The 18,329-nt window shown below is 66.9% G+C and carries 17 protein-coding genes, 3 tRNA genes and 1 pseudogene; 18 read left to right on the top strand and 3 right to left on the bottom strand.

All coding sequences use genetic code 11. The features are described 5' to 3' along the window. From B2Y21_RS06880 to B2Y21_RS06855, 6 genes and pseudogenes are all read left to right on the top strand, one after another. On the top strand, nucleotides 1–730 hold a 730-nt coding region (locus B2Y21_RS06880), incomplete at its 5' end, for a MotA/TolQ/ExbB proton channel family protein (RefSeq protein ID WP_292058245.1). A 5-nt stretch (nucleotides 731–735) separates the two neighbouring features. After that, nucleotides 736–1,167: an ExbD/TolR family protein gene (locus B2Y21_RS06875; RefSeq protein ID WP_040345002.1), complete on the top strand. Its 432-nt coding sequence runs from the start codon at nucleotides 736–738 to the stop codon at nucleotides 1,165–1,167. Nucleotides 1,168–1,184: 17 nt separating this feature from the next. Further along, nucleotides 1,185–1,898, top strand: coding sequence for an energy transducer TonB (locus B2Y21_RS06870; protein WP_292058241.1), 714 nt, complete (start codon nucleotides 1,185–1,187; stop codon nucleotides 1,896–1,898). A gap of 185 nt (nucleotides 1,899–2,083) precedes the next feature. Continuing rightward, the gene (locus B2Y21_RS06865) at nucleotides 2,084–2,842 is read left to right on the top strand and encodes a M48 family metallopeptidase (RefSeq protein WP_179205111.1); all 759 of its coding nucleotides are present in this window, start codon (nucleotides 2,084–2,086) and stop codon (nucleotides 2,840–2,842) included. Between the two features lie 93 nt (nucleotides 2,843–2,935). Continuing rightward, nucleotides 2,936–3,012: transfer RNA gene (locus tag B2Y21_RS06860), tRNA-His, on the top strand. Between the two features lie 41 nt (nucleotides 3,013–3,053). Continuing rightward, a pseudogene (locus tag B2Y21_RS06855) lies at nucleotides 3,054–3,458 on the top strand (methyltransferase domain-containing protein); the annotation flags it as partial. 229 nt (nucleotides 3,459–3,687) lie between these two features. On the opposite strand, the gene B2Y21_RS06850 reads toward B2Y21_RS06855, so the two are convergent. Next, entirely contained in the window at nucleotides 3,688–5,559 is a 1,872-nt protein-coding gene (locus tag B2Y21_RS06850) for a patatin-like phospholipase family protein (RefSeq protein WP_292058235.1), read from the bottom strand. 80 nt (nucleotides 5,560–5,639) lie between these two features. Between B2Y21_RS06850 and B2Y21_RS06845 the strand changes: the two genes are divergently transcribed. The 9 genes from B2Y21_RS06845 to B2Y21_RS06805 all read left to right on the top strand — a co-directional run bounded on the left by B2Y21_RS06845 (nucleotide 5,640) and on the right by B2Y21_RS06805 (nucleotide 15,548). After that, on the top strand, nucleotides 5,640–7,232 hold the full coding sequence (locus B2Y21_RS06845) for a carboxyl transferase domain-containing protein (RefSeq protein ID WP_292058234.1): 1,593 nt from the start codon (nucleotides 5,640–5,642) through the stop codon (nucleotides 7,230–7,232). A 113-nt stretch (nucleotides 7,233–7,345) separates the two neighbouring features. Then, complete coding sequence (locus B2Y21_RS06840; protein WP_292058232.1) at nucleotides 7,346–7,831, top strand: hypothetical protein; 486 nt, start codon at nucleotides 7,346–7,348, stop codon at nucleotides 7,829–7,831. A 68-nt stretch (nucleotides 7,832–7,899) separates the two neighbouring features. Beyond that, nucleotides 7,900–8,802: an enoyl-CoA hydratase-related protein gene (locus tag B2Y21_RS06835; RefSeq protein WP_046653031.1), complete on the top strand. Its 903-nt coding sequence runs from the start codon at nucleotides 7,900–7,902 to the stop codon at nucleotides 8,800–8,802. Nucleotides 8,803–8,811: 9 nt separating this feature from the next. After that, a complete protein-coding gene (locus B2Y21_RS06830) occupies nucleotides 8,812–10,815 on the top strand; it encodes an acetyl/propionyl/methylcrotonyl-CoA carboxylase subunit alpha (RefSeq protein WP_292058229.1) in 2,004 nt (667 codons plus the stop codon). Next, nucleotides 10,812–11,150: a hypothetical protein gene (locus B2Y21_RS06825; protein WP_292058226.1), complete on the top strand. Its 339-nt coding sequence runs from the start codon at nucleotides 10,812–10,814 to the stop codon at nucleotides 11,148–11,150. Before B2Y21_RS06830 ends, B2Y21_RS06825 begins: the two co-directional genes overlap by 4 nt. Before the next feature lie 42 nt (nucleotides 11,151–11,192). Continuing rightward, the gene (locus tag B2Y21_RS06820; protein ID WP_128116537.1) at nucleotides 11,193–11,588 is read left to right on the top strand and encodes a DUF1489 family protein; all 396 of its coding nucleotides are present in this window, start codon (nucleotides 11,193–11,195) and stop codon (nucleotides 11,586–11,588) included. A gap of 63 nt (nucleotides 11,589–11,651) precedes the next feature. Continuing rightward, nucleotides 11,652–13,019, top strand: a complete 1,368-nt coding sequence (locus tag B2Y21_RS06815; RefSeq protein ID WP_292058223.1) for an MATE family efflux transporter — start codon at nucleotides 11,652–11,654, stop codon at nucleotides 13,017–13,019. Between the two features lie 94 nt (nucleotides 13,020–13,113). Then, nucleotides 13,114–14,823, top strand: a complete 1,710-nt coding sequence (gene metG / locus B2Y21_RS06810; protein ID WP_292058218.1) for a methionine--tRNA ligase — start codon at nucleotides 13,114–13,116, stop codon at nucleotides 14,821–14,823. After that, the gene (locus tag B2Y21_RS06805) at nucleotides 14,820–15,548 is read left to right on the top strand and encodes a 2OG-Fe(II) oxygenase (protein ID WP_292058215.1); all 729 of its coding nucleotides are present in this window, start codon (nucleotides 14,820–14,822) and stop codon (nucleotides 15,546–15,548) included. Before metG ends, B2Y21_RS06805 begins: the two co-directional genes overlap by 4 nt. Nucleotides 15,549–15,600: 52 nt before the next feature. Here the strand turns inward: B2Y21_RS06805 and B2Y21_RS06800 are convergent, their stop codons facing one another. Together B2Y21_RS06800 and rlmB are read right to left on the bottom strand one after the other, a co-directional pair. Beyond that, a complete protein-coding gene (locus B2Y21_RS06800; RefSeq protein ID WP_292058212.1) occupies nucleotides 15,601–16,455 on the bottom strand; it encodes a TerC family protein in 855 nt (284 codons plus the stop codon). 71 nt (nucleotides 16,456–16,526) lie between these two features. After that, entirely contained in the window at nucleotides 16,527–17,405 is an 879-nt protein-coding gene (rlmB, locus tag B2Y21_RS06795) for a 23S rRNA (guanosine(2251)-2'-O)-methyltransferase RlmB (RefSeq protein WP_292058209.1), read from the bottom strand. A gap of 149 nt (nucleotides 17,406–17,554) precedes the next feature. Between rlmB and B2Y21_RS06790 the strand changes: the two genes are divergently transcribed. From B2Y21_RS06790 to B2Y21_RS06780, 3 genes are all read left to right on the top strand, one after another. After that, nucleotides 17,555–17,638: transfer RNA gene (locus tag B2Y21_RS06790), tRNA-Tyr, on the top strand. A 94-nt stretch (nucleotides 17,639–17,732) separates the two neighbouring features. Further along, a tRNA-Gly gene (locus tag B2Y21_RS06785) sits at nucleotides 17,733–17,806 on the top strand. Between the two features lie 61 nt (nucleotides 17,807–17,867). Continuing rightward, the coding region (locus B2Y21_RS06780) for a GTP-binding protein (protein WP_292058206.1) at nucleotides 17,868–18,329 on the top strand (462 nt) is incomplete at its 3' end.

Below are 18,329 nucleotides of genomic sequence, written 5' to 3'. Positions count from 1 at the left end.
TGAAGCCCCCGCCGAAGAAGCCGCTGCTGACGGCCACGGCCGCGCCGGCCTGACCCCGACCGCCATGTTCATGATGGCGCACCCGGTCGTTAAGGTCGTGATGGCAGGCCTGATCCTGGCCTCGATCTTCTCCTGGACGCTGCTGCTCATCAAACTGGTTGAGTTCAGCTCGCTGACGAAGAAGACCAACCGCTTCCTGGAAGAGTACCGCGGTGCTCGCAACCTGGCCGACATCCGTCGCCTGGCCACCTCGGAAGAGTTCGACGGCAACCCGCTGGCCGACATGGCCGCTGCGGCCACCGGCGAAATCGAACTGTCGCGTCAAGCCGGTCTTGATGTGACGGGCGCTCACCGCGATACGACTGTCTCGCGCGCCAACAACGCTGTCGGCGCCGTGCAGGGCGGCATGGGTATCCGCCTGTCGGGCGGCCAGCAGTTCCTGGCTTCGGTCGGTTCGGGCGGTCCGTTCATCGGTCTGTTCGGCACCGTTTACGGCATCATGAACTCGTTCATCGGCATCGCCGAGTCGAACACCACCAACCTGGCCGTCGTTGCTCCGGGTATCGCTGAAGCCCTGCTGGCTACCGGCATCGGTCTGTTCGCGGCTATCCCGGCGGTTATCTTCTACAACTACTTCAACACCCGCATCGCTTCGTACGGCGCTCGCGCTGACGGCTTCAACGCCGAGCTGATGAACTCGATCTCGCGTCAACTCGACAAGGGGGCGTAAGACGGATGGCCGCCAAACTTTCCGGTTCCGGCGGCGGCAAGTACACCGTCGAGGCGAACAGCGAAATCAATGTCACGCCTTTCGTGGACATTATGCTGGTTCTCCTCATCATCTTCATGGTGGCGGCTCCGCTCGCCACCGTGTCGGTGCCGGTGACACTTCCACGCGCCGTCGCTCCGCCGGCCGTCAATCCGCCCAAGCCCGTCTTCATCTCCATTCAGAATGGCGGTGAAGTGTACGTGGGCGATTTCCCGACGTCGGTCGCCGCTCTGGGCGATGACCTGAGGACCCAAATCGGAACGCGTAACCCTGACGAGGAGCGGATCTTCATCCGCGCTGACCAGCAAACGCGCTACGGGGACTTCATGCAGGTCATGAACGCCTTGCAGGATAATGGTTTTTACAGTGTCGCCCTGGTTGGCGAAGATCAATCGTAGGGGGCGTGACTCAAAGCATGACTGCTGAACCTCACGAGCACCGCGACCCTCTGCTCGATGCACCCAAGAAGAAGAAACTCTCGACGGGTGCAATGGTCGGGATCGGCGTCTCGGTGATCGTCCACGCTCTGGCAGGCATCTACCTGTACAAGAGCAAGTTCGAACTCCAGGAGTTCAATTATGTGGACGAGGCCGTGGACGTGGAGCTGATGGAGGCCCCGCCTCCGCCGCCTCCGCCTCCGCCGCCGCCGCCGCCGCCGGATACGCCTCCGCCGCCGAAGCTTCAGGTGCGCGAGCCGGTCGTCAACACCCAGGCGCCTCCGCCTCCGGTGACCTTGCCGATCGAGCCGACGAAGAAGGAAGACCGCGTCGAATACACGGGCCCGCCCGTGATCGTCCCCGGTCCTCCGCCTCCGCCGGCGCCGCCCGCGCCGCCGCGTCCTTCGGTGATCACCAACCCGCAGTGGGCTCGCCCGCCGCGTCCGACCGAACGGGACTTCCCGCAACGCGCTCTTGATCGCGGCGTGGGTGGTTCGGCCACGGTCGAGTGCACGGTGACCCCGAGCGGGAAGCCCGAAGGTTGCCGCGTCGTCTCGGAAGAGCCGTCCGGCATGGGCTTCGGCGCTGCGGCCGTTCGCATCGTCCAACGCGGGCAGCTTTCGCCCCGCACGGTCGATGGCGCTGCAACGAACGCCAAGTTCGTGGTTCGGGTGCCGTTTAACCTGGACTAAGCGTGCGAACGCACTGAACGAAAAGAAGCGCCTCGAGGTTTCGCCTCGGGGCGCTTTTTTCATGCGTTGAAGCCTGCTGGTCGTGGCTCGACGAAACGAGCGATGGAAACGCACTTTGCGGCGTCAGGCATGGAGCCGGGCGGCCTGCCTGTGCATTATGACCCCTGAACTGTTCCGGAGGACTGATGTCTCGTAAGCCCCTTATGCTCGCCCTGGCGATCACCACCGGCGTTCTGGGCGCCGGGGTCGGCGCCTGCGCCTATAATGAGGCCCTGGGCCGCAATCAGCTGGTCTTCATCGACGACGGCGTGCTGGTTCAGCAGTCGCAGGCGGCTTGGGCCGAGACGCTGCGGACGCAGAAGGTGTCGAACAATACGGCCCAGAACGCACGGGTGCGCCGGGTGGGCGACCGCATCGTCCAGGCGGCCAATCTGACCAATCGCCATTGGGAATATGCGGTGTTCGACGACGCCACGCCGAACGCCTTCGTCCTGCCGTCGGGCCATATGGGGGTGACGACGGGACTGCTGGCCATCGCCAAGAACGACGACCAACTGGCGGCCGTGATCGGCCATGAGGTCGGCCACGTCATCGCCCGTCACGCCGCCGAGCGCGCCTCGACCACCCAGACGACGGGTTTGATCCTGGGCGCGGTGCAAAGCCAGGCCGGGGATTACAGCCAGGCGGTTCAGGCCTTTGGCGGCATGGGCGCGCAGTTGGGCGTGCTGTTGCCGTTCTCGCGCAGCCATGAGCTGGAAGCGGATCGGCTGGGCGTCGATTACATGGCGGCGGCCGGCTACAAGCCGTCGGAATCGCTGGCCCTGTGGCGCGCCATGGCTGAAGGGCGGCAGTCGGGGACGCCGGAGTTCGCCTCGACCCACCCGTCGGACCAGACCCGTCTGATGCAACTTCAGCAGTATATCGCCAGCCGCGGTTGGAACTGACGGGGATAAAACATAAAATCCTGCGCGAGGACGAAATGGCCGCTTGCCCCCGACGGCGAGGCCCGCTAGAGAACCGCCCTCGCGCAGAGATGTGCAGCCTTAGCTCAGCTGGTTAGAGCGCCGGTTTGTGGAGCCGGAGGTCCTCAGTTCAATCCTGAGAGGCTGTACCATTCTCCCTCGAATCGCTTCTTGCGATAGTCGAGGGAGAAGTATGACGATGACGTCGCCGGCGTGGGATCCCCAACAGTACAACCGTTTCGAGCGCCAGCGTGATCGCGCGGCCATCGATCTGCTGTCTCAGCTTCCGGGCGATCTGGATCCGCATGAGGTTTGGGACATCGGCTGCGGCACGGGTCAGCACGCGGCCTTGCTGAAGCGGCGCTGGCCGGACGCGCGGGTGCATGGGCTGGATTCCAGCGCCGCCATGCTGGAGCAGGCGCGGAGCCTGCCGGACGATGTGGACTGGGTGCAGGGCGATCTCGGGGCCTGGAGGCCCGCCGCGCCGGTGGATCTGATCCTGGCCAACGCCTCCCTGCAGTGGGCGCCGGACCATGCGGCGCTGTTTCGACGCTTGACCGAGTCGCTGGCTCCGGGCGGCGTGCTGGCGGTGCAGATGCCCATGGCCTGGGAGACGCGCCATCACACCCTGATGCGCCAGACGGCGGCGGACGGCGCGTGGAGCGCGCGCCTGAAGGGTGTGGACACCATCCAGCCGCTGCTGGCGGCCGAGGATTATTACGACGCGGTGGCGGATCTGTGCGAGGAGGTCGATATCTGGTCGACGACCTATCTGCACGTTCTAGACGGCGAGGACGCCGTGCTGGAGTGGATGAAGGGGACCGCCCTCAGGCCTTATCTGACCGCGCTTTACGAAGACCCAGCCAACCACGACGCCTTCCTTGCGCGCCTGGCTCAGGTGTTGGGTGAGGCGTTTCCGCGGCGTCCTGAGGGAAGGACTCTTCTGCCATTTCCTCGACTGTTTCTTCTGGCGCGCCGGTCCGACGGCGGCGGTGCAGGGTCTCGATCGGCCCGTTGAGGCTGTCCAAGGCTGCATGCGCGGCCTCGTAGCCCGCCGCGACGCCCGGCTCATAGGCTTTCCAGTCGCGGATATCGACGCCGTCGGGCGTGGGCAGGATCAACAGGTCCGTCTCGGCGCGGGCCTGCATCCGCTCGGCTTCGCTGGACAAGGTGGCCGAGCGCATCAGGATGGAGACGATCGGCGGCCCGTGCTTCCAGGCGCCCGACAGGATCCAGCGCCACCAGGACGGCGGATTCTCCAGCGTCTCGGGATCGACGCCGCGCGTCATGGACACGTCGACGCCGACGACGGGCCCGCTGTTCAGCCGTCGCATCACATCGCTGGGGAAGTTTCGCAGCACGGCTCCGTCGACCAGCACCTGGCCGTTCATCACCACGGGCGGCATGACGCCGGGAATGGAGATGGAGGCGCGCAGGGCGTGGCGCAGCATCCCTTCACGATGAACCTCCAGCTTGCCCGAGGTCAGATTGGTCGAGACGGCGAAGAAGGGCAGCAGCATGTCCTCCATCTGCACGTCGCCGAAGGCCTCTTTCATCATCGCCTTGACCTTGCGGGCGTGCGTCATGGCGATGATGGGCGGGGCGATGTCGGCCAGAGGGTCGGACAGGACGAAGGCCTGGCGGATGTGGTGCTCAAGCTCTTCGTCCGACCAGCCGAGGGCCGGGCCCGCGCCGATGACCGCCCCCATGGAAGCGCCGCCGATGAAGTCAATGGGCGTTCCCGCCTCCCGCAGGGCCTTCAGCGCGCCGATGTGGGCATAGGCGCGCGCGCCGCCGCCCGACAGCACCACGCCCACGGCCGAGCCGGTGATCAGGCGGGCGATCCGCGCCGTGTCGTCGAACAGGCCCTCGACCGCATGGAACCAGCGTCCGGGCTTCAGCACGTCCAGCCAGGCGCGGGTGTTGCTGGGGCGCGGCATCCGCGGATCGCGCAGCAGGATCAGGTCGGTGCGCTGGCCCGCGTCGTCCCAGTCGTCGGCGACGGGCGGGGCAGGGGGTGGCGGGCGGTCGGCGGCGCCGACCAGGAACAGGCGGTCGACCTGGCGTGCGCACAGGGCGGCCCAGTTCGGTTCGTCGGCCTCGGCGACGTAGAGGACATAGTCGTGGGCGTCCTCGACGCGCGAGAACCATTCGGCCGCCGACGCCAGAGCCGAACTGTCGATGACATGACAGGTGCAGCCCTGAGCCTCGACCGCTCGGGCCACGCGCTCGACGAAGGCTCGGATCGGCTTGCCGCGCGCGGAGACGAAGCCGAAGACGTTCGGCTCGGTCCCGCCGCCGCGCTCGCGGGCGCGGCTCAGCATGATCTGGCCCAGCTCTGACATCAGCATGGGATTATTGCGCGCGGCGTCGAAGAAGGCTTCGCGCGGCAGGGCCAGAACGTCGCTGTCGCGCAGGGCGACCACGTCTGACATGTGCGACGTGCCGGCCAGCATGGCCAGTTCGCCGACCGGCTCGCCCGGCTTGATGACGGCGATCATCTGCGGAACTCGTCCGTCGTCGTGACGGAAGACGCCCAGACGCCCGGCGCGCAGCAGATAGAGGGTGTCGGCCCGGTCGCCGGCCGAGAACAGCCGCTCGCCCCGCGTCAGGGCGAACCAGCTGGCGCGGCTGTCCTGCGCGTCCTCGAAGGCGCGGGACAGGGCGACGGCGAGCGTGTCCGGTCGAAGCGGGGCCATGACAGGCAGATATAGCCGATTTCGTCGCGGGGGAACCGAACCGGCTTCCCCCCGGCGCGGAAGCCTCCTAAACCTTGGGCATGCCCAAGCTGATTTCCGCCGTCGATCGCAACAGTCCTGCTTTCAAAACGCTGGATGCGCACAATCGCGCCCTGCGGGACGAGCTTTATGAAAAGGTCGCCAAGGCCGCGCGCGGCGGCTCTGACGCCAGCCGCGACCGCCACGTGGCGCGCGGCAAGCTGTTGCCGCGCGACCGGGTCGAGCGCTTGCTGGACCCCGGCTCACCCTTCCTGGAGGTCGGGCAACTGGCCGCTAACGGCATGTACCGGGACGAGGCGCCGGGCGCGGGCATGATTTGCGGCGTCGGCCGGGTGTCGGGGCGCGAGGTCATGATCGTCGCCAACGATCCGACGGTGAAGGGCGGCGCTTACTTCCCCATGACGGTGAAGAAGCACCTGCGCGCGCAGGAGATCGCCGAGCAGAACAACCTGCCGTGCGTCTATCTGGTCGATTCCGGCGGGGCCAACCTGCCGCACCAGGCCGAGGTCTTCCCGGACCGCGACCATTTCGGCCGCATCTTCTTCAATCAGGCGCGGATGAGCGCGCGCTCGATCCCGCAGATCGCCTGCGTCATGGGATCGTGCACGGCGGGCGGCGCCTATGTGCCGGCTATGTCGGACGAGACGGTGATCGTGCGCAATCAGGGCACCATCTTCCTGGCCGGTCCGCCGCTGGTGAAGGCCGCGACGGGCGAGGTTATCTCGGCCGAGGAACTGGGCGGCGCCGAAACCCACGGCCGCAAGTCCGGCGTGGTCGATCATGTGGCCGAGAACGACGAGCACGCGCTGGAGATCGTGCGCTCCATCGTCGCCAATCTGAACACCACCAAGACCCAGCCGCTGGACGTGCGCGAGCCGCGCGCCCCGGCCTATGACCCGGCCGAACTGTACGGGATCATTCCTGAGGACGTCCGCGCCCCCTATGACGTGCGCGAGGTCATCGCCCGCATCGTCGACGGCTCGGAGCTGGACGAGTTCAAGGCGCTGTACGGCACGTCGCTGGTGTGCGGCTTCGCCCGCATCTGGGGTCAGCCGGTCGCCATCCTGGCCAACAACGGCGTGCTGTTCTCGGAAAGCGCCCAGAAGGGCGCGCACTTCATCGAACTGGCGTGCAAGCGCAAGATTCCGCTGCTGTTCCTGCAGAACATCTCGGGCTTCATGGTCGGCGGCAAATATGAAGCCGAGGGCATCGCCAAGCACGGCGCCAAGCTGGTCACAGCCGTCGCCAGCGCCGAGGTGCCCAAGTTCACCGTCCTGATCGGCGGGTCGTTCGGGGCGGGCAACTACGGCATGTGCGGCCGGGCTTACAGCCCGCGCTTCCTCTTCACCTGGCCCAACAGCCGCATCAGCGTCATGGGCGGCGAGCAGGCGGCCAGCGTCCTGGCCACCGTTCACCGAGACGCGGACACCTGGACGCCGGAAGAAGCCGAAGCCTTCAAGGCGCCGATCCGTCAGAAGTATGAGGACGAGGGCAACCCCTATTACGCCACGGCGCGCCTGTGGGACGACGGGGTCATCGACCCGGTTCAGACCCGCGACGTCCTGGGCCTGGCCATCAGCGCCAGTCTGAACGCCCCGATCCCGGAGACAACCTTCGGCGTGTTCCGGATGTAAGGCTGTAAATTACACAGCGTTCAAAAAACTGCTTGAAGCCGGATCGCGCGGCTGAGAGTGTCGCGTCGGCGATCTCGATGCGGGATCGAAATCTGGACGACAAGGACAGTGACATGAAGAAGACGGCAGCACTTATCGCCCTGACCGCGCTGCTTGCGGCTTGCGGATCGCAGGCCGATTCCAAGGCCCCGGCGACGGCTGAAGCCGCGCCTGAGGCTGTGGCGACGCCGCAGGCCGAGCCGGTCTCGGCGGCTGAAGAGGCGGCCGCGCGGGCGGGCGAGCCGTCCGAAGCGGTCTTCCCGGTCGGCTATCGCGGCAACTGGGACTATAGCGACGACGGCTGCGCCAAGGACGAGAGCGGCACGCGCTTCGTCATCACGGCCAATGAGATCAAGGGCTATGAGGACACCTCCAAGCTGGTGGCCCTGGAGACCTTGCAAGGTGAAGGCGACGCCATCCGGGTGGTTCTGGAGAACCAGTCGTCCGACGGCGACCAGACCCTTGTCCAGACCCTGCGCCTGTCGCCGGTGGCGGGCGTTTCGCTGCGCGTCGAGCAGGACGGCAAGACCGTTCGCGCCAACCGCTGCGATCCTGTTTAATCGCCTTCTTCCCCAGCGAGGGGGAGAGGGATGACGTTTGAAGCGTTCTATCGGCCAAGGAGCCCATCATGACTGACCAGAAGCCGACCGAAGAAGAGCTGAACGCTCTGGACATCACCGACGCCGAGGCGGCGGAGATGAACGCCATCGCCCACCCCTTCGTCGCCGATGCGGCGCCGGACGCCAACGACGACCTGGTGCAGATCGACGCCACTGCCGACGGCGTGGTCTTCGTCACGATCAACCGTCCCGAGAAGAAGAACGCTTTCGACGCGGCGACCATCGCCGCCCTCTATGAGGCGTTCGAAACCCTGCACGGCGCCGACAAGGTGCGCGTGGTCTTCATCCGCGGCGCGGGCGGAACGTTCAGCGCGGGCGCAGACCTGAACTGGATGCGCTCGGCGGCCGACTGGTCCGAGAGCGACAACCGCGACGACGCCATGGGTCTGGCGAAGATGCTCAAGGCCCTGCACGACGTGCCGGCGCTGACGGTGGCTCTGGTCGAGGGCGCGGCCATGGGCGGCGGGGCGGGCATCGTCGCCGCCTGCGATATGGCCGTGGCCGTGGAAGGGACGCGCTTCGCCTTCTCCGAGGTCAAGCTGGGCCTGATCCCGGCGACCATCGCCCCCTATGTCATCGAGGCGGTCGGCGCGCGCCGCGCGCGCCAGCTGTTCCTGACGGCCAACATTTTCGACGCCGACTACGCCGCCCATGCGGGGCTGATCGACATGGTCTTGCCCGAAGGTTCGGTCGATGAGTTCATCTCCATGCTGACCGACAGCCTGTCGGCTAATGCGCCGGGCGCCATGGGCGACGCCAAGCGTCTGGTGAACGACGTGGCGGGTGAAGAGATCGACAACCGCCTGCTGGAAGAGACCGCCAAGCGCATCGCCCGCGCCCGCGTCTCGGCCGAGGGCCAGGAAGGCGTCCGCGCCTTCCTCGACAAGCGCGCGCCGAACTGGGCGCAATAAGGTAGTCTGATGTTCAAGTCCGTCCTGGTCGCCAATCGCGGCGAGATCGCCTGCCGTGTCTTCCGCACCGCCCGCCGCATGGGCCTGCGCACCATCGCCGTCTATTCCGAGGCTGACGCTCAGGCGCTGCACGTTCGCGAGGCGGATGAGGCGGTGCTGATCGGTCCGGCGGCGGCGCGCGAGTCCTATCTGGATGCGGCCAAGGTGCTGGCGGCGGCCAAGGCGACGGGGGCGGAGGCCATCCACCCCGGCTATGGCTTCCTGTCCGAGAACGCCGACTTCGCCGAAGCGGTGGCGGCGGCGGGCATCGTCTGGATCGGCCCCAAGCCGTCCTCGATCCGCGCGATGGGTCTGAAGGACGCGGCCAAGAAGCTGATGATCGAGGCGGGCGTGCCCGTCACCCCCGGCTATCAGGGCGAAGACCAGTCGCTGGAGACCCTGACGGCCGAGGCGAACCGCATCGGCTTCCCCGTTCTGATCAAGGCGGTTGCAGGCGGCGGCGGCAAGGGGATGCGCAAGGTCGACCGGGCCGAGGACTTCGCTGAAAATCTGGCCTCGGCGCAACGTGAGGGGCAGTCGTCCTTCGGCGATCCGCGCGTGCTGATCGAAAGCTACATCACCCGCCCGCGTCACATTGAGGTGCAGGTCTTCGGCGACAGCCACGGCAATGTCGTCCACCTGCACGAGCGCGACTGCTCGCTGCAGCGCCGCCACCAGAAGGTGATCGAAGAGGCCCCGGCGCCGGGCATGGATCAGGCCACGCGCGACGCCGTCACCGCCGCCGCCGTCCGCGCCGCCAAGGCTGTGGACTATCAGGGCGCAGGCACCATTGAGTTCATCGCCGACGCCTCCGACGGGCTGAAGGCCGACCGCATCTGGTTCATGGAGATGAACACCCGGCTTCAGGTCGAACATCCGGTGACGGAAAGCATCACCGGCGTCGATCTGGTCGAATGGCAGCTGCGCGTCGCGGCGGGTCAGCCGATCCCGCTGGCGCAGGCCGACATTCCGATGAAGGGCTGGGCGATGGAGGCCCGCCTCTATGCTGAAGACCCCGCCAACGGCTTCCTGCCGTCGATCGGGCGGCTGGATCACTTCGTCATTCCCGACGACATCCGCGTCGACACCGGCGTGATGCAGGGCGGCGAGGTCAGCCAGTTCTACGATCCGATGATTGCCAAGCTGATCGTCCATGAAGATACCCGCGAAGCCGCCGCCGCCCGTCTGGCCGACGCCTGCCGCGACGTAGAAGTCTGGCCGGTGAAGACCAATGCGGGCTTCATGGCGCGTTGCCTGGAGCATCCGCGCTTTGTCGAAGGCGACGTGGATACGGGCTTCATCGCGGCGGAGGAGGGAGCGCTGATCGCTCCGGCTCAGGTTTCCGCCCGCGCCCTGGCTGCTGCGACCGGTCAGATCGGGCTGGAGGCGGACGCCGCGGCCTTCGACGCGCCGGACAATGTGCTGGCGCCGACCCGCGCGGGCCTGTTCGGTTTCCGGCTGAACGCGGCGCCGCAGGCGCATACGGCGGTCCACCATGACGGCGTGGTTCACGCCCTGACCCTGACCGGCGAGCCGGGCTGGTATGGCCGCTCGTCAAGCTTCACCGTGAGCGGCGATTTCGGCTCGGCCCAGATCTATGGCGAACCGGGCGTGGTTGTGGTCGACGGCGAGGTGGTCAGCACCTTGTCGCCTGACGCTGAGCGGGTTCTGGTGTTCGACGGCGGCGACGTGGTCGAGTTCCGACGCCGCAAGTCCAGCGGACCGGCGGGCGGCTCCGCCTCCGACGGCGGCCTGCGCGCGCCCATGCCGGGCAAGATCGTCGCCGCGCCCGCCAAGGCCGGGGACAAGGTCGCCAAGGGTCAGCCGGTCGTCGTGCTGGAAGCCATGAAGATGGAGCACGCTCTGACCGCGCCCTTCGACGGGGTGGTGGCCGAGTTCAACGTCGCCGTCGGCGATCAGGTCACGGACGGCGCGGTGCTGGCTGTTGTGAAAGCGGAAGGAGCCGGCGAATGATCGTTGCAGCGATGATGGCGACGGCGCTTCTGGGCGCCGATCTGAGCGACATACCGACGGCCTCGGCGGCGGACCTTCAGTGCATGGGCCTGCTGGCGGTGGCGATCGACGATCCGGCCGCCTCGGATGCGCTCAAGCAGCAGTATACGGGCGGCATGATGTATTATCTGGGCCGTTTGGAAGGCCGTGATCCGGCGCGGAACTGGATCGGGCGGATGCTGGAATATACGGACTCCACCCCGGTCCAGCAGGTGCGTTCGCACAGCCAGCGGTGCGGACAGGAACTGATCGCCAAGGGGCAGGAAATCTTCACCCAGCTGGATCGCCAGCCCTGAGCCGGGCTGGCCTTCGCGGCGTCGGATGACTAGTTGGGCCTCATGCCCCTGCACATGATCAAGCTCTGCGTCGGCGTGACCGAGGTCGAGACGCTGGAAGCGAACGCGGCCCGGTCCGACTGGCGTATCGTTCACACCCGCATGACGCCCAAGCGCGCGGCCGAGATCGAGGACGGCGGCTCGCTGTACTGGGTCATGAAGGGCTCCGTGACCTGCCGCCAGCGCATCCTCGAGATCACGACCATCGGCGAGGGCAAGGCCAGCCGCTGCGAGATCAAGCTGGACAGCCAGGTCATCCGCACTGCGCCCCTGGCCCGGAGGCCGTTTCAGGGCTGGCGCTATTTCGAGAAGGACGTGCCGCCGGACCTGTCGGTCGCCGAGCCGACGGACCTGCCGCCCGACCTGGCGCGAGAGTTGCGCGAGCTGGGCGCCTGGTAGGCGCCTGAAACGCACGTAAAATCGTTTGACCCGCGCCTGCGCGCGTGGCTGTTGCGGCCTCCGATGGTCCAGTCCCTGTTCAGCTTCCATAATCGCGCCACCCTGACCGAGCTGTTGAAGCTGGCCTGGCCGGTCGTGCTGGCGCGTCTGGGCATCATGACCATGGGCCTGACCGACGCCATCGTCGTCGGCCACTACGCCAGCCGCGAGCTGGCCTATCACTCCCTGGCCTGGGCGCCGTCCTCGGTCGTGCTGACGACGGCGGTCGGCCTGATGATGGGGGTCCAGGTCATCACCGCCCGCCTGCTGGGCGAGGGGCGCGGCGACGAAGTCGGCGCCGTCCTGCGACGCGGCATGACCTACGCCCTGCAGATCGGCTTTGTCGCCATGATCGGCCTGCTGCTGCTGGGGCCGTTCGGCTTGGTGCACATGGGGCTGGAGGACGGTTTGGGCGAGGGCGCGACGCCTGCCCTGATGGTCTTCGCCCTGTCGATGCCGGCCTATCTGATTTCGATCTGCGCCCTGTTCTTCCTTGAAGGACTGCATCGGCCCAAGGCCGGCATGGTGGCCATGTGGGTGGCCAATGCGGTCAACCTGGGCCTGAATCTGCTGCTGGTGCCGGATATCCTGGGCATCGGTCTGGACGGCGCGGTGGCCTCGTCCTGGGCGACGTTCGGCGCGCGTATGGCGCTGGCGATCTTCCTGGTGATCTTCATCCTGCGCCTGCCTGAGGCGCGCGCCTGGGGCGTGTTCAAGAAGCCCAAGCGCGACAAGGCGGTCGAGAGCCAGCAGGTCAAGGTCGGCCTCGGCGCGGGCGCGTCCAACTTCATCGAGGTCGGGGCCTTTGCGGCCATGACCCTGTTCGCCGGTCAGCTGGGCGCGGCCGAGACCGCCAGCTGGGCCGTCGTCATCAACGTCTCCGCCATCGTCTTCATGGTGCCCATGGGCCTGTCGTCCGCGACGGCGGTGCTGGTGGGGCGCAGCTACGGCGGCGGCGACAGGGCGGGCGTCATGCGAGGCGGCCTGGCGGGAGTCGGCGTGGTGACGGTGCTGGCCTTCATCATCGCCATCGGTCTGTGGCTGACCGCGCCCTTGGTGGTCAGCGCCTATACGACCGACCCGGCGATCCTGGCCATCGCGGCGCCGGCCCTGGCGCTGGCGACCTTGTTCTTCGTCGCCGACGCCCAGCAGGTGGTCGCCGCCCAGGCCAACCGCGCGGCGGGCGACGTGGTGTGGCCGACGCTGATGCACCTGCTGTCCTATGGGCTGATCATGATTCCGCTGGGCTGGTTCCTGGCGCATCGGATCGGCGTGGACGGTCTGGTCTGGTCGGTGATCGTCGCCAGCCTGATCTCGGGCGCGCTGCTGACCGGGCGGTTCGTGCGGATCGCGCGGCGGCTGCCGACGACAAAGGCGACGCCTGTCTCCTAGGACGTCTGCCCTATAAGACACTTGGCCCATAAAAGGTGACGTTCGGGTTTGCGCCCTCTATATCCGACGCCTCCCTGTCAGACGTTGGAAGATCATGTCCCGCATCCTCATCACCTCGGCGCTGCCCTACATCAACGGCATCAAGCACCTGGGGAATCTGGCCGGGTCGATGCTGCCCGCCGATGTGTGGGCGCGCTTCATGCGCAGCCGCGGGCATGACGTCCTCTATGTCTGCGCCACCGACGAGCACGGCACTCCGGCCGAACTGGCCGCCGCCGCCGCCGGTCAGGACGTCCGCACCTATTGCGACGAACAGCACGAGGTTCAGAAGAAGGCCGCCGACGCCTTCAGCCTGTCGTTCGACATCTTCGGCCGCAGCTCCAACGCCCCGAACACCCGCCTGACCCAGCACTTCGCCAAGGTGCTGGAAGAGCGCGGGCTGATTGAGGAGCGCGTCGACCGGATGATCTATTCGATCGACGACGCCCGCTTCCTGCCCGACCGCTACGTCGAGGGCACCTGCCCCCACTGCGGCTACGAGAAGGCGCGCGGCGACCAGTGCGACAACTGCGGCCGCCTGCTGGATCCGACCGATCTGATCAATCCCTATTCGGCGGTGTCAGGCAGCCGCAATCTGGAGGTCCGCGACACGCGCCACCTCTATCTGCTGCAGACCAAGGTGGCCGACGAAGTGCGCGCCTGGGTCGACGCCCGCTCGCCCCAGTGGCAGCCGCTGGCCCGCTCCATCGCCTACAAGCACCTGGACGAGGGCTTGATCGATCGCGGCATCACCCGCGACCTGAAATGGGGCGTGCCGGTCGTCGCTCCCGACGGCGGTCCGCGTCCGGGCATGGAGGGCAAGGTTTTCTACGTCTGGTTCGACGCCCCCATTGAATACATCGGCGCGACCGAGGAATGGGCCGACAAGACGGGCGGAAACTGGCGTTCGTGGTGGCGTCTGGACGAGGGCGCTGAGGACGTGCGCTACGTCCAGTTCATGGGCAAGGACAATGTGGCCTTCCACACCGTCAGCTTCCCCGCGACCATCCTGGGCTCGGGCGAGCCGTGGAAGACGGTGGACCAGCTGAAGGCCTTCAACTGGCTGAACTGGTACGGCGGCAAGTTCTCGACCAGCATGGGCCGGGGCGTCTTCATGGATCAGGCGCTGGAGCTGCTGCCCGCCGACTACTGGCGCTGGCACCTGACGGCCTATGGTCCGGAACATTCCGACGCGGCCTTCACCTGGGAGCAGTTCCAGTCGACGACGAACAAGGATCTGGCCGACGTGCTGGGCAACTTCGTCAACCGCATCGTCAAGTTCACCGAGTCCAAGTTTGACGGCGTCGCGCCCGAGGGCGGCGAGCCGGGCGCGCTGGAAGACAAGCTGGCGGCTGACGTCAAGGCGGCGCTGGCGAGCCTGACCTATGAGTTCGAGGCCATGGAGTTCCGCAAGGCGGCCCAGGCGGCGCGCGCCTTGTGGGTGCTGGGCAACGAGTATCTTCAGGAAGCCGCCCCCTGGACGGCGCTGAAGACGGATCGCGAACGCGCGGCCGTGGTGGTGCGGACCGGCCTGTCCCTGGTCGCCCTGTTCGCCCGCGTCACTGCGCCCTTCATGCCGGAGGCGGCGACCCGTATCGCCGCCACGGTCGGTGCGACCGACCTGTCGTGGCCGGACGTCGAGGGCGACCTGCTGAACCTGGTCCCGGCCGGTCAGACGGTCGCCGCCGCCCAGGTGCTGTTCGCCAAGATCGAGGACGCCCAGGTCGCCGAATGGACCGAGCGCTTCGGCGGCGCCGAGGGGTGAGCGCGGCCTTCGCCGTCCCGATTCTGAACGCGCTCTCGCCCGAGCGCCGTGTCGCGATCCGCGAGCGGCTGCATCGGACGGGGCGCGCCCAGATTGACAGCTTCCTGACCGAAGAGACGGCCGGGGCGCTGTATGAACTGGCGCGCGACGCGGACTACAACGTCGTGACTCGGCGCGGCTCGGGGCATGTCGACCTGCCGTCGGCCTGGCTGGCTTCTCTGCAGCCTGCTCAGAAGCAGAGTCTGGGCCAAGCCGTTCAGAAGTCGGCGTCAGACGGCTTTCAGTATCTGTACGACAACTATCCGGTGTTCGATCTGGTCCAGGCTGGACAGGCGGGCGCGTCGTGGCGCGATCTGGCGGCCTTTCTGAACGGCGAAGGGTTTCTGGGCCTGATGCGCGATCTGACTGGCGAGGACCGCATCGCCCAGGCCGACATGCAGGTGACGCGGTATCGCACGGGCCACTTCCTGACCGAGCATGACGATCACGCTGAGGGGAAGAACCGCTACTTCGCCTATGTGTTGAACCTGACGCCCGGCTGGCGGATCGACTGGGGCGGCCTGCTGGCCTTCCACGGCGAGGACGGCAATGTGGCCGAGGCGTTCACGCCGCGCTTCAACACTCTGAACCTATTGCGGGTGCCGACGCCGCATTCGGTGACGCAGGTGGCGTTGTCCGCCGGCGGCGACCGGATCTCGATCACGGGCTGGCTGCGCGGTCGCTGAGACGACGCCCTGAATATGAGAAAGGCCCGGAGCGATCCGGGCCTTTCGTGTTTCAGGAGGCGGGTTGGGCGACTTCAACCGTCTGCGGCGGAGGATCGCGTCGTTCGCGGCCGCCGGGCAGGGCGTGGGGCGTGTGTGAATCCGCGCCCTTGCCCGTGTGCTTCATATGCTTGGCCTGTTCCTCGGCGCCGATGTCGAGGAAGGCGGGGGCGGAGGCGTTGAACTGATCCGTATGGCCGGTGCGCACGATGACCGAACGCCCGCCGTCCCAGATCATGTGCAGGGCGACATAGAGGACGATGACCAGGCCGATGTAGGCGATCCAGCGATAGCGGTTCAGCAGCTTGGCGATGAAGCTGGCGGCCAGACCCATCAGGGCGATCGACAGGATCAGACCGAAGACCATGATCCACGGATGGTCGTGGCTGGCGCCGGCGACGGCCAGCACATTGTCCAGGCTCATGGTCAGGTCGGCGATCATGATCTGGATCAGGGCGGCGCCGAAGGTCTTGCGCTTCAGGCCCATTTCTTCCGGCGACGGCCCGCCGCCGTGTTCGATGGCCATGGCCCGCTCGATCTCGGCCTCGGCCTCGGCCTGGTCGTGGGTGGCCTGTTCGCGCAGTTCGCGCCACATCTTCCAGCACACCCACAGCAGCAGGAAGCCGCCCGCCAGCAACAGGCCGACGATGGCCAGAAGCTGGACGGTGATGAGCGCCAGGCCGATACGCATGACGACGGCGGCGGCCAGGCCGATCAGGATGGCCTTGCGGCGTTGTTCCTGGGGCAGGGCGGCGGCGGCGAGGCCCACGGCGACGGCGTTGTCGCCGGCCAGGACCAGGTCGATCATCAGCACCTTGCCGAGGGCGGAGGCCTGACTGATCAGTTCGGGATTGGAAAGAAAGTCCATGCCGGACTCTTAAAGCCCGGCCGGACCCGCGCCAAGACGCCGCAGGGACGAGTTGACGCGGGGGCTTGTTCCTAGCTCGCGCGGCCTTGGGCGCGGGCGGCTTCATACAGGGCGATGGCGGCGGCGTTGGAGACGTTCAGGCTCTCGAAGCCGCCGGGCATGGGGATGCGGGCCATGGCCTCGCAGTGTTCAGCCACCAGGCGACGCACGCCGTCGCCTTCCGAACCCATGACGATGATGGTCGGGCGGGCGTCCAGCGCCTGTTCCAGCGTCAGATCCGATTCGCCGTCCATGCCGATGGCGCGCCAGCCGTGGTCGGCCAGCTTCTCCAGCGCGCGGCTGAGATTCGTCACGCGGGCGCAGGGCAGGCGTTCTGTCGCGCCGGCCGAGGCCTTGGCCAGGGCGCCGGCGAGGGCGGGGGAGTGGCGATCCTGCACCACGATGCCGCGCGCGCCGAAGGCCAGGGCCGAACGGAAGATGGCGCCGACGTTCTGAGGATCGGTCAGCTGATCCAGCATGACGATGACCCCCTCGGCCGGTTCGGCCAGGTCTTCCAGGGCGACGCCCTCCAGCGGCTGGACCTTGAAGGCCATGCCCTGGTGCACGGCGCCGGCAGGCAGCATCCGGCCCAGGGCGACAGAATCGACCACTTCGATTCGGTGGCCGTTCGCCAGATTCTCACGCTGGATCTCTTCGGCGCGGTCTTCCGTGACCATCAAACGGCCGCTTCCACGACGCGCGGGATTCGCCAAAGCGGCCAAAACCGGATGACGTCCCCAAAGAAAATTATCGGCGTCCGGGCGCGAACGGGCGGTTTTGCGCTCGCTATCGCTCCCGCCGCGTCCTTGCGTGGCGGGCGTTTGAGGCCGATCCAGACGGCCTTCCCCCCTCTTTTGGAAAGATTGTTTTTTACCGGTTTTCCGGTCGTTGCGTTCTCGAAATGACGACACTATAAGACGGCCTCCGATTTGGGCCCCAGGGCTTTCGGTTCAGGCGCTTCCTCTACTGCAGGCGTCGCCCGACAGCGAAGGCTTTCGTCGCGAAATGATCGAAAGATTGTTTCCGGCGTTTCCAGACCGGCATTGACATAAGGCGCGCTGGGGGAATGTCCCGAGCGGCAAAGGGGGCGGACTGTAAATCCGCTGCGTAAGCTTCGCAGGTTCGAGTCCTGCTTCCCCCACCACGCGCCTTCAATGCCCTGGGACGGAGTCCAATGAAGGTATCGGGTGCGGAATCGTCGCTCTTCAATCGAAGGGCGGTGCAACCGCATTCTTCGTGCGGGTATAGCACAATGGTAGTGCAGCAGCCTTCCAAGCTGAGGATGTCGGTTCGATCCCGTCTACCCGCTCCAGGTTTATTGAACTGAGCACAAGCGCCCCTCCGCTCCGGACCCGGGCCACAGGAGTTTGGCCATGGCCAAGGAAAAGTTCGAACGCACGAAGCCGCACGTGAACATCGGCACGATCGGTCACGTTGACCACGGCAAGACGACGCTGACGGCGGCGATCTCGATGACGCTGGCGAAGGCCGGCGGCGGCAAGGCGATGAACTACGCCGACATCGACAACGCGCCGGAAGAAAAAGCGCGCGGCATCACGATCAACACGTCGCACGTCGAGTATGAGACGGCCAACCGTCACTACGCGCACGTCGACTGCCCGGGCCACGCCGACTACGTGAAGAACATGATCACGGGCGCGGCTCAGATGGACGGCGCGATCCTGGTTTGCTCGGCCGCTGACGGCCCGATGCCGCAGACCCGCGAGCACATCCTGCTGTCGCGTCAGGTCGGCGTTTCGGCCCTGGCGGTGTTCCTGTACAAGGTCGACATGGTCGACGACGAGGGGCTGCTGGCGATGGTCGGCATGGAAGTG

It is taken from the genome of Brevundimonas sp. UBA5936, from assembly GCA_002430835.1.
In the GTDB taxonomy this organism is placed as follows: domain Bacteria; phylum Pseudomonadota; class Alphaproteobacteria; order Caulobacterales; family Caulobacteraceae; genus Brevundimonas.
The sequence above is the reverse complement of the archived record's forward strand: the minus strand, read 5'-3'. Positions and strand labels throughout refer to the sequence as shown.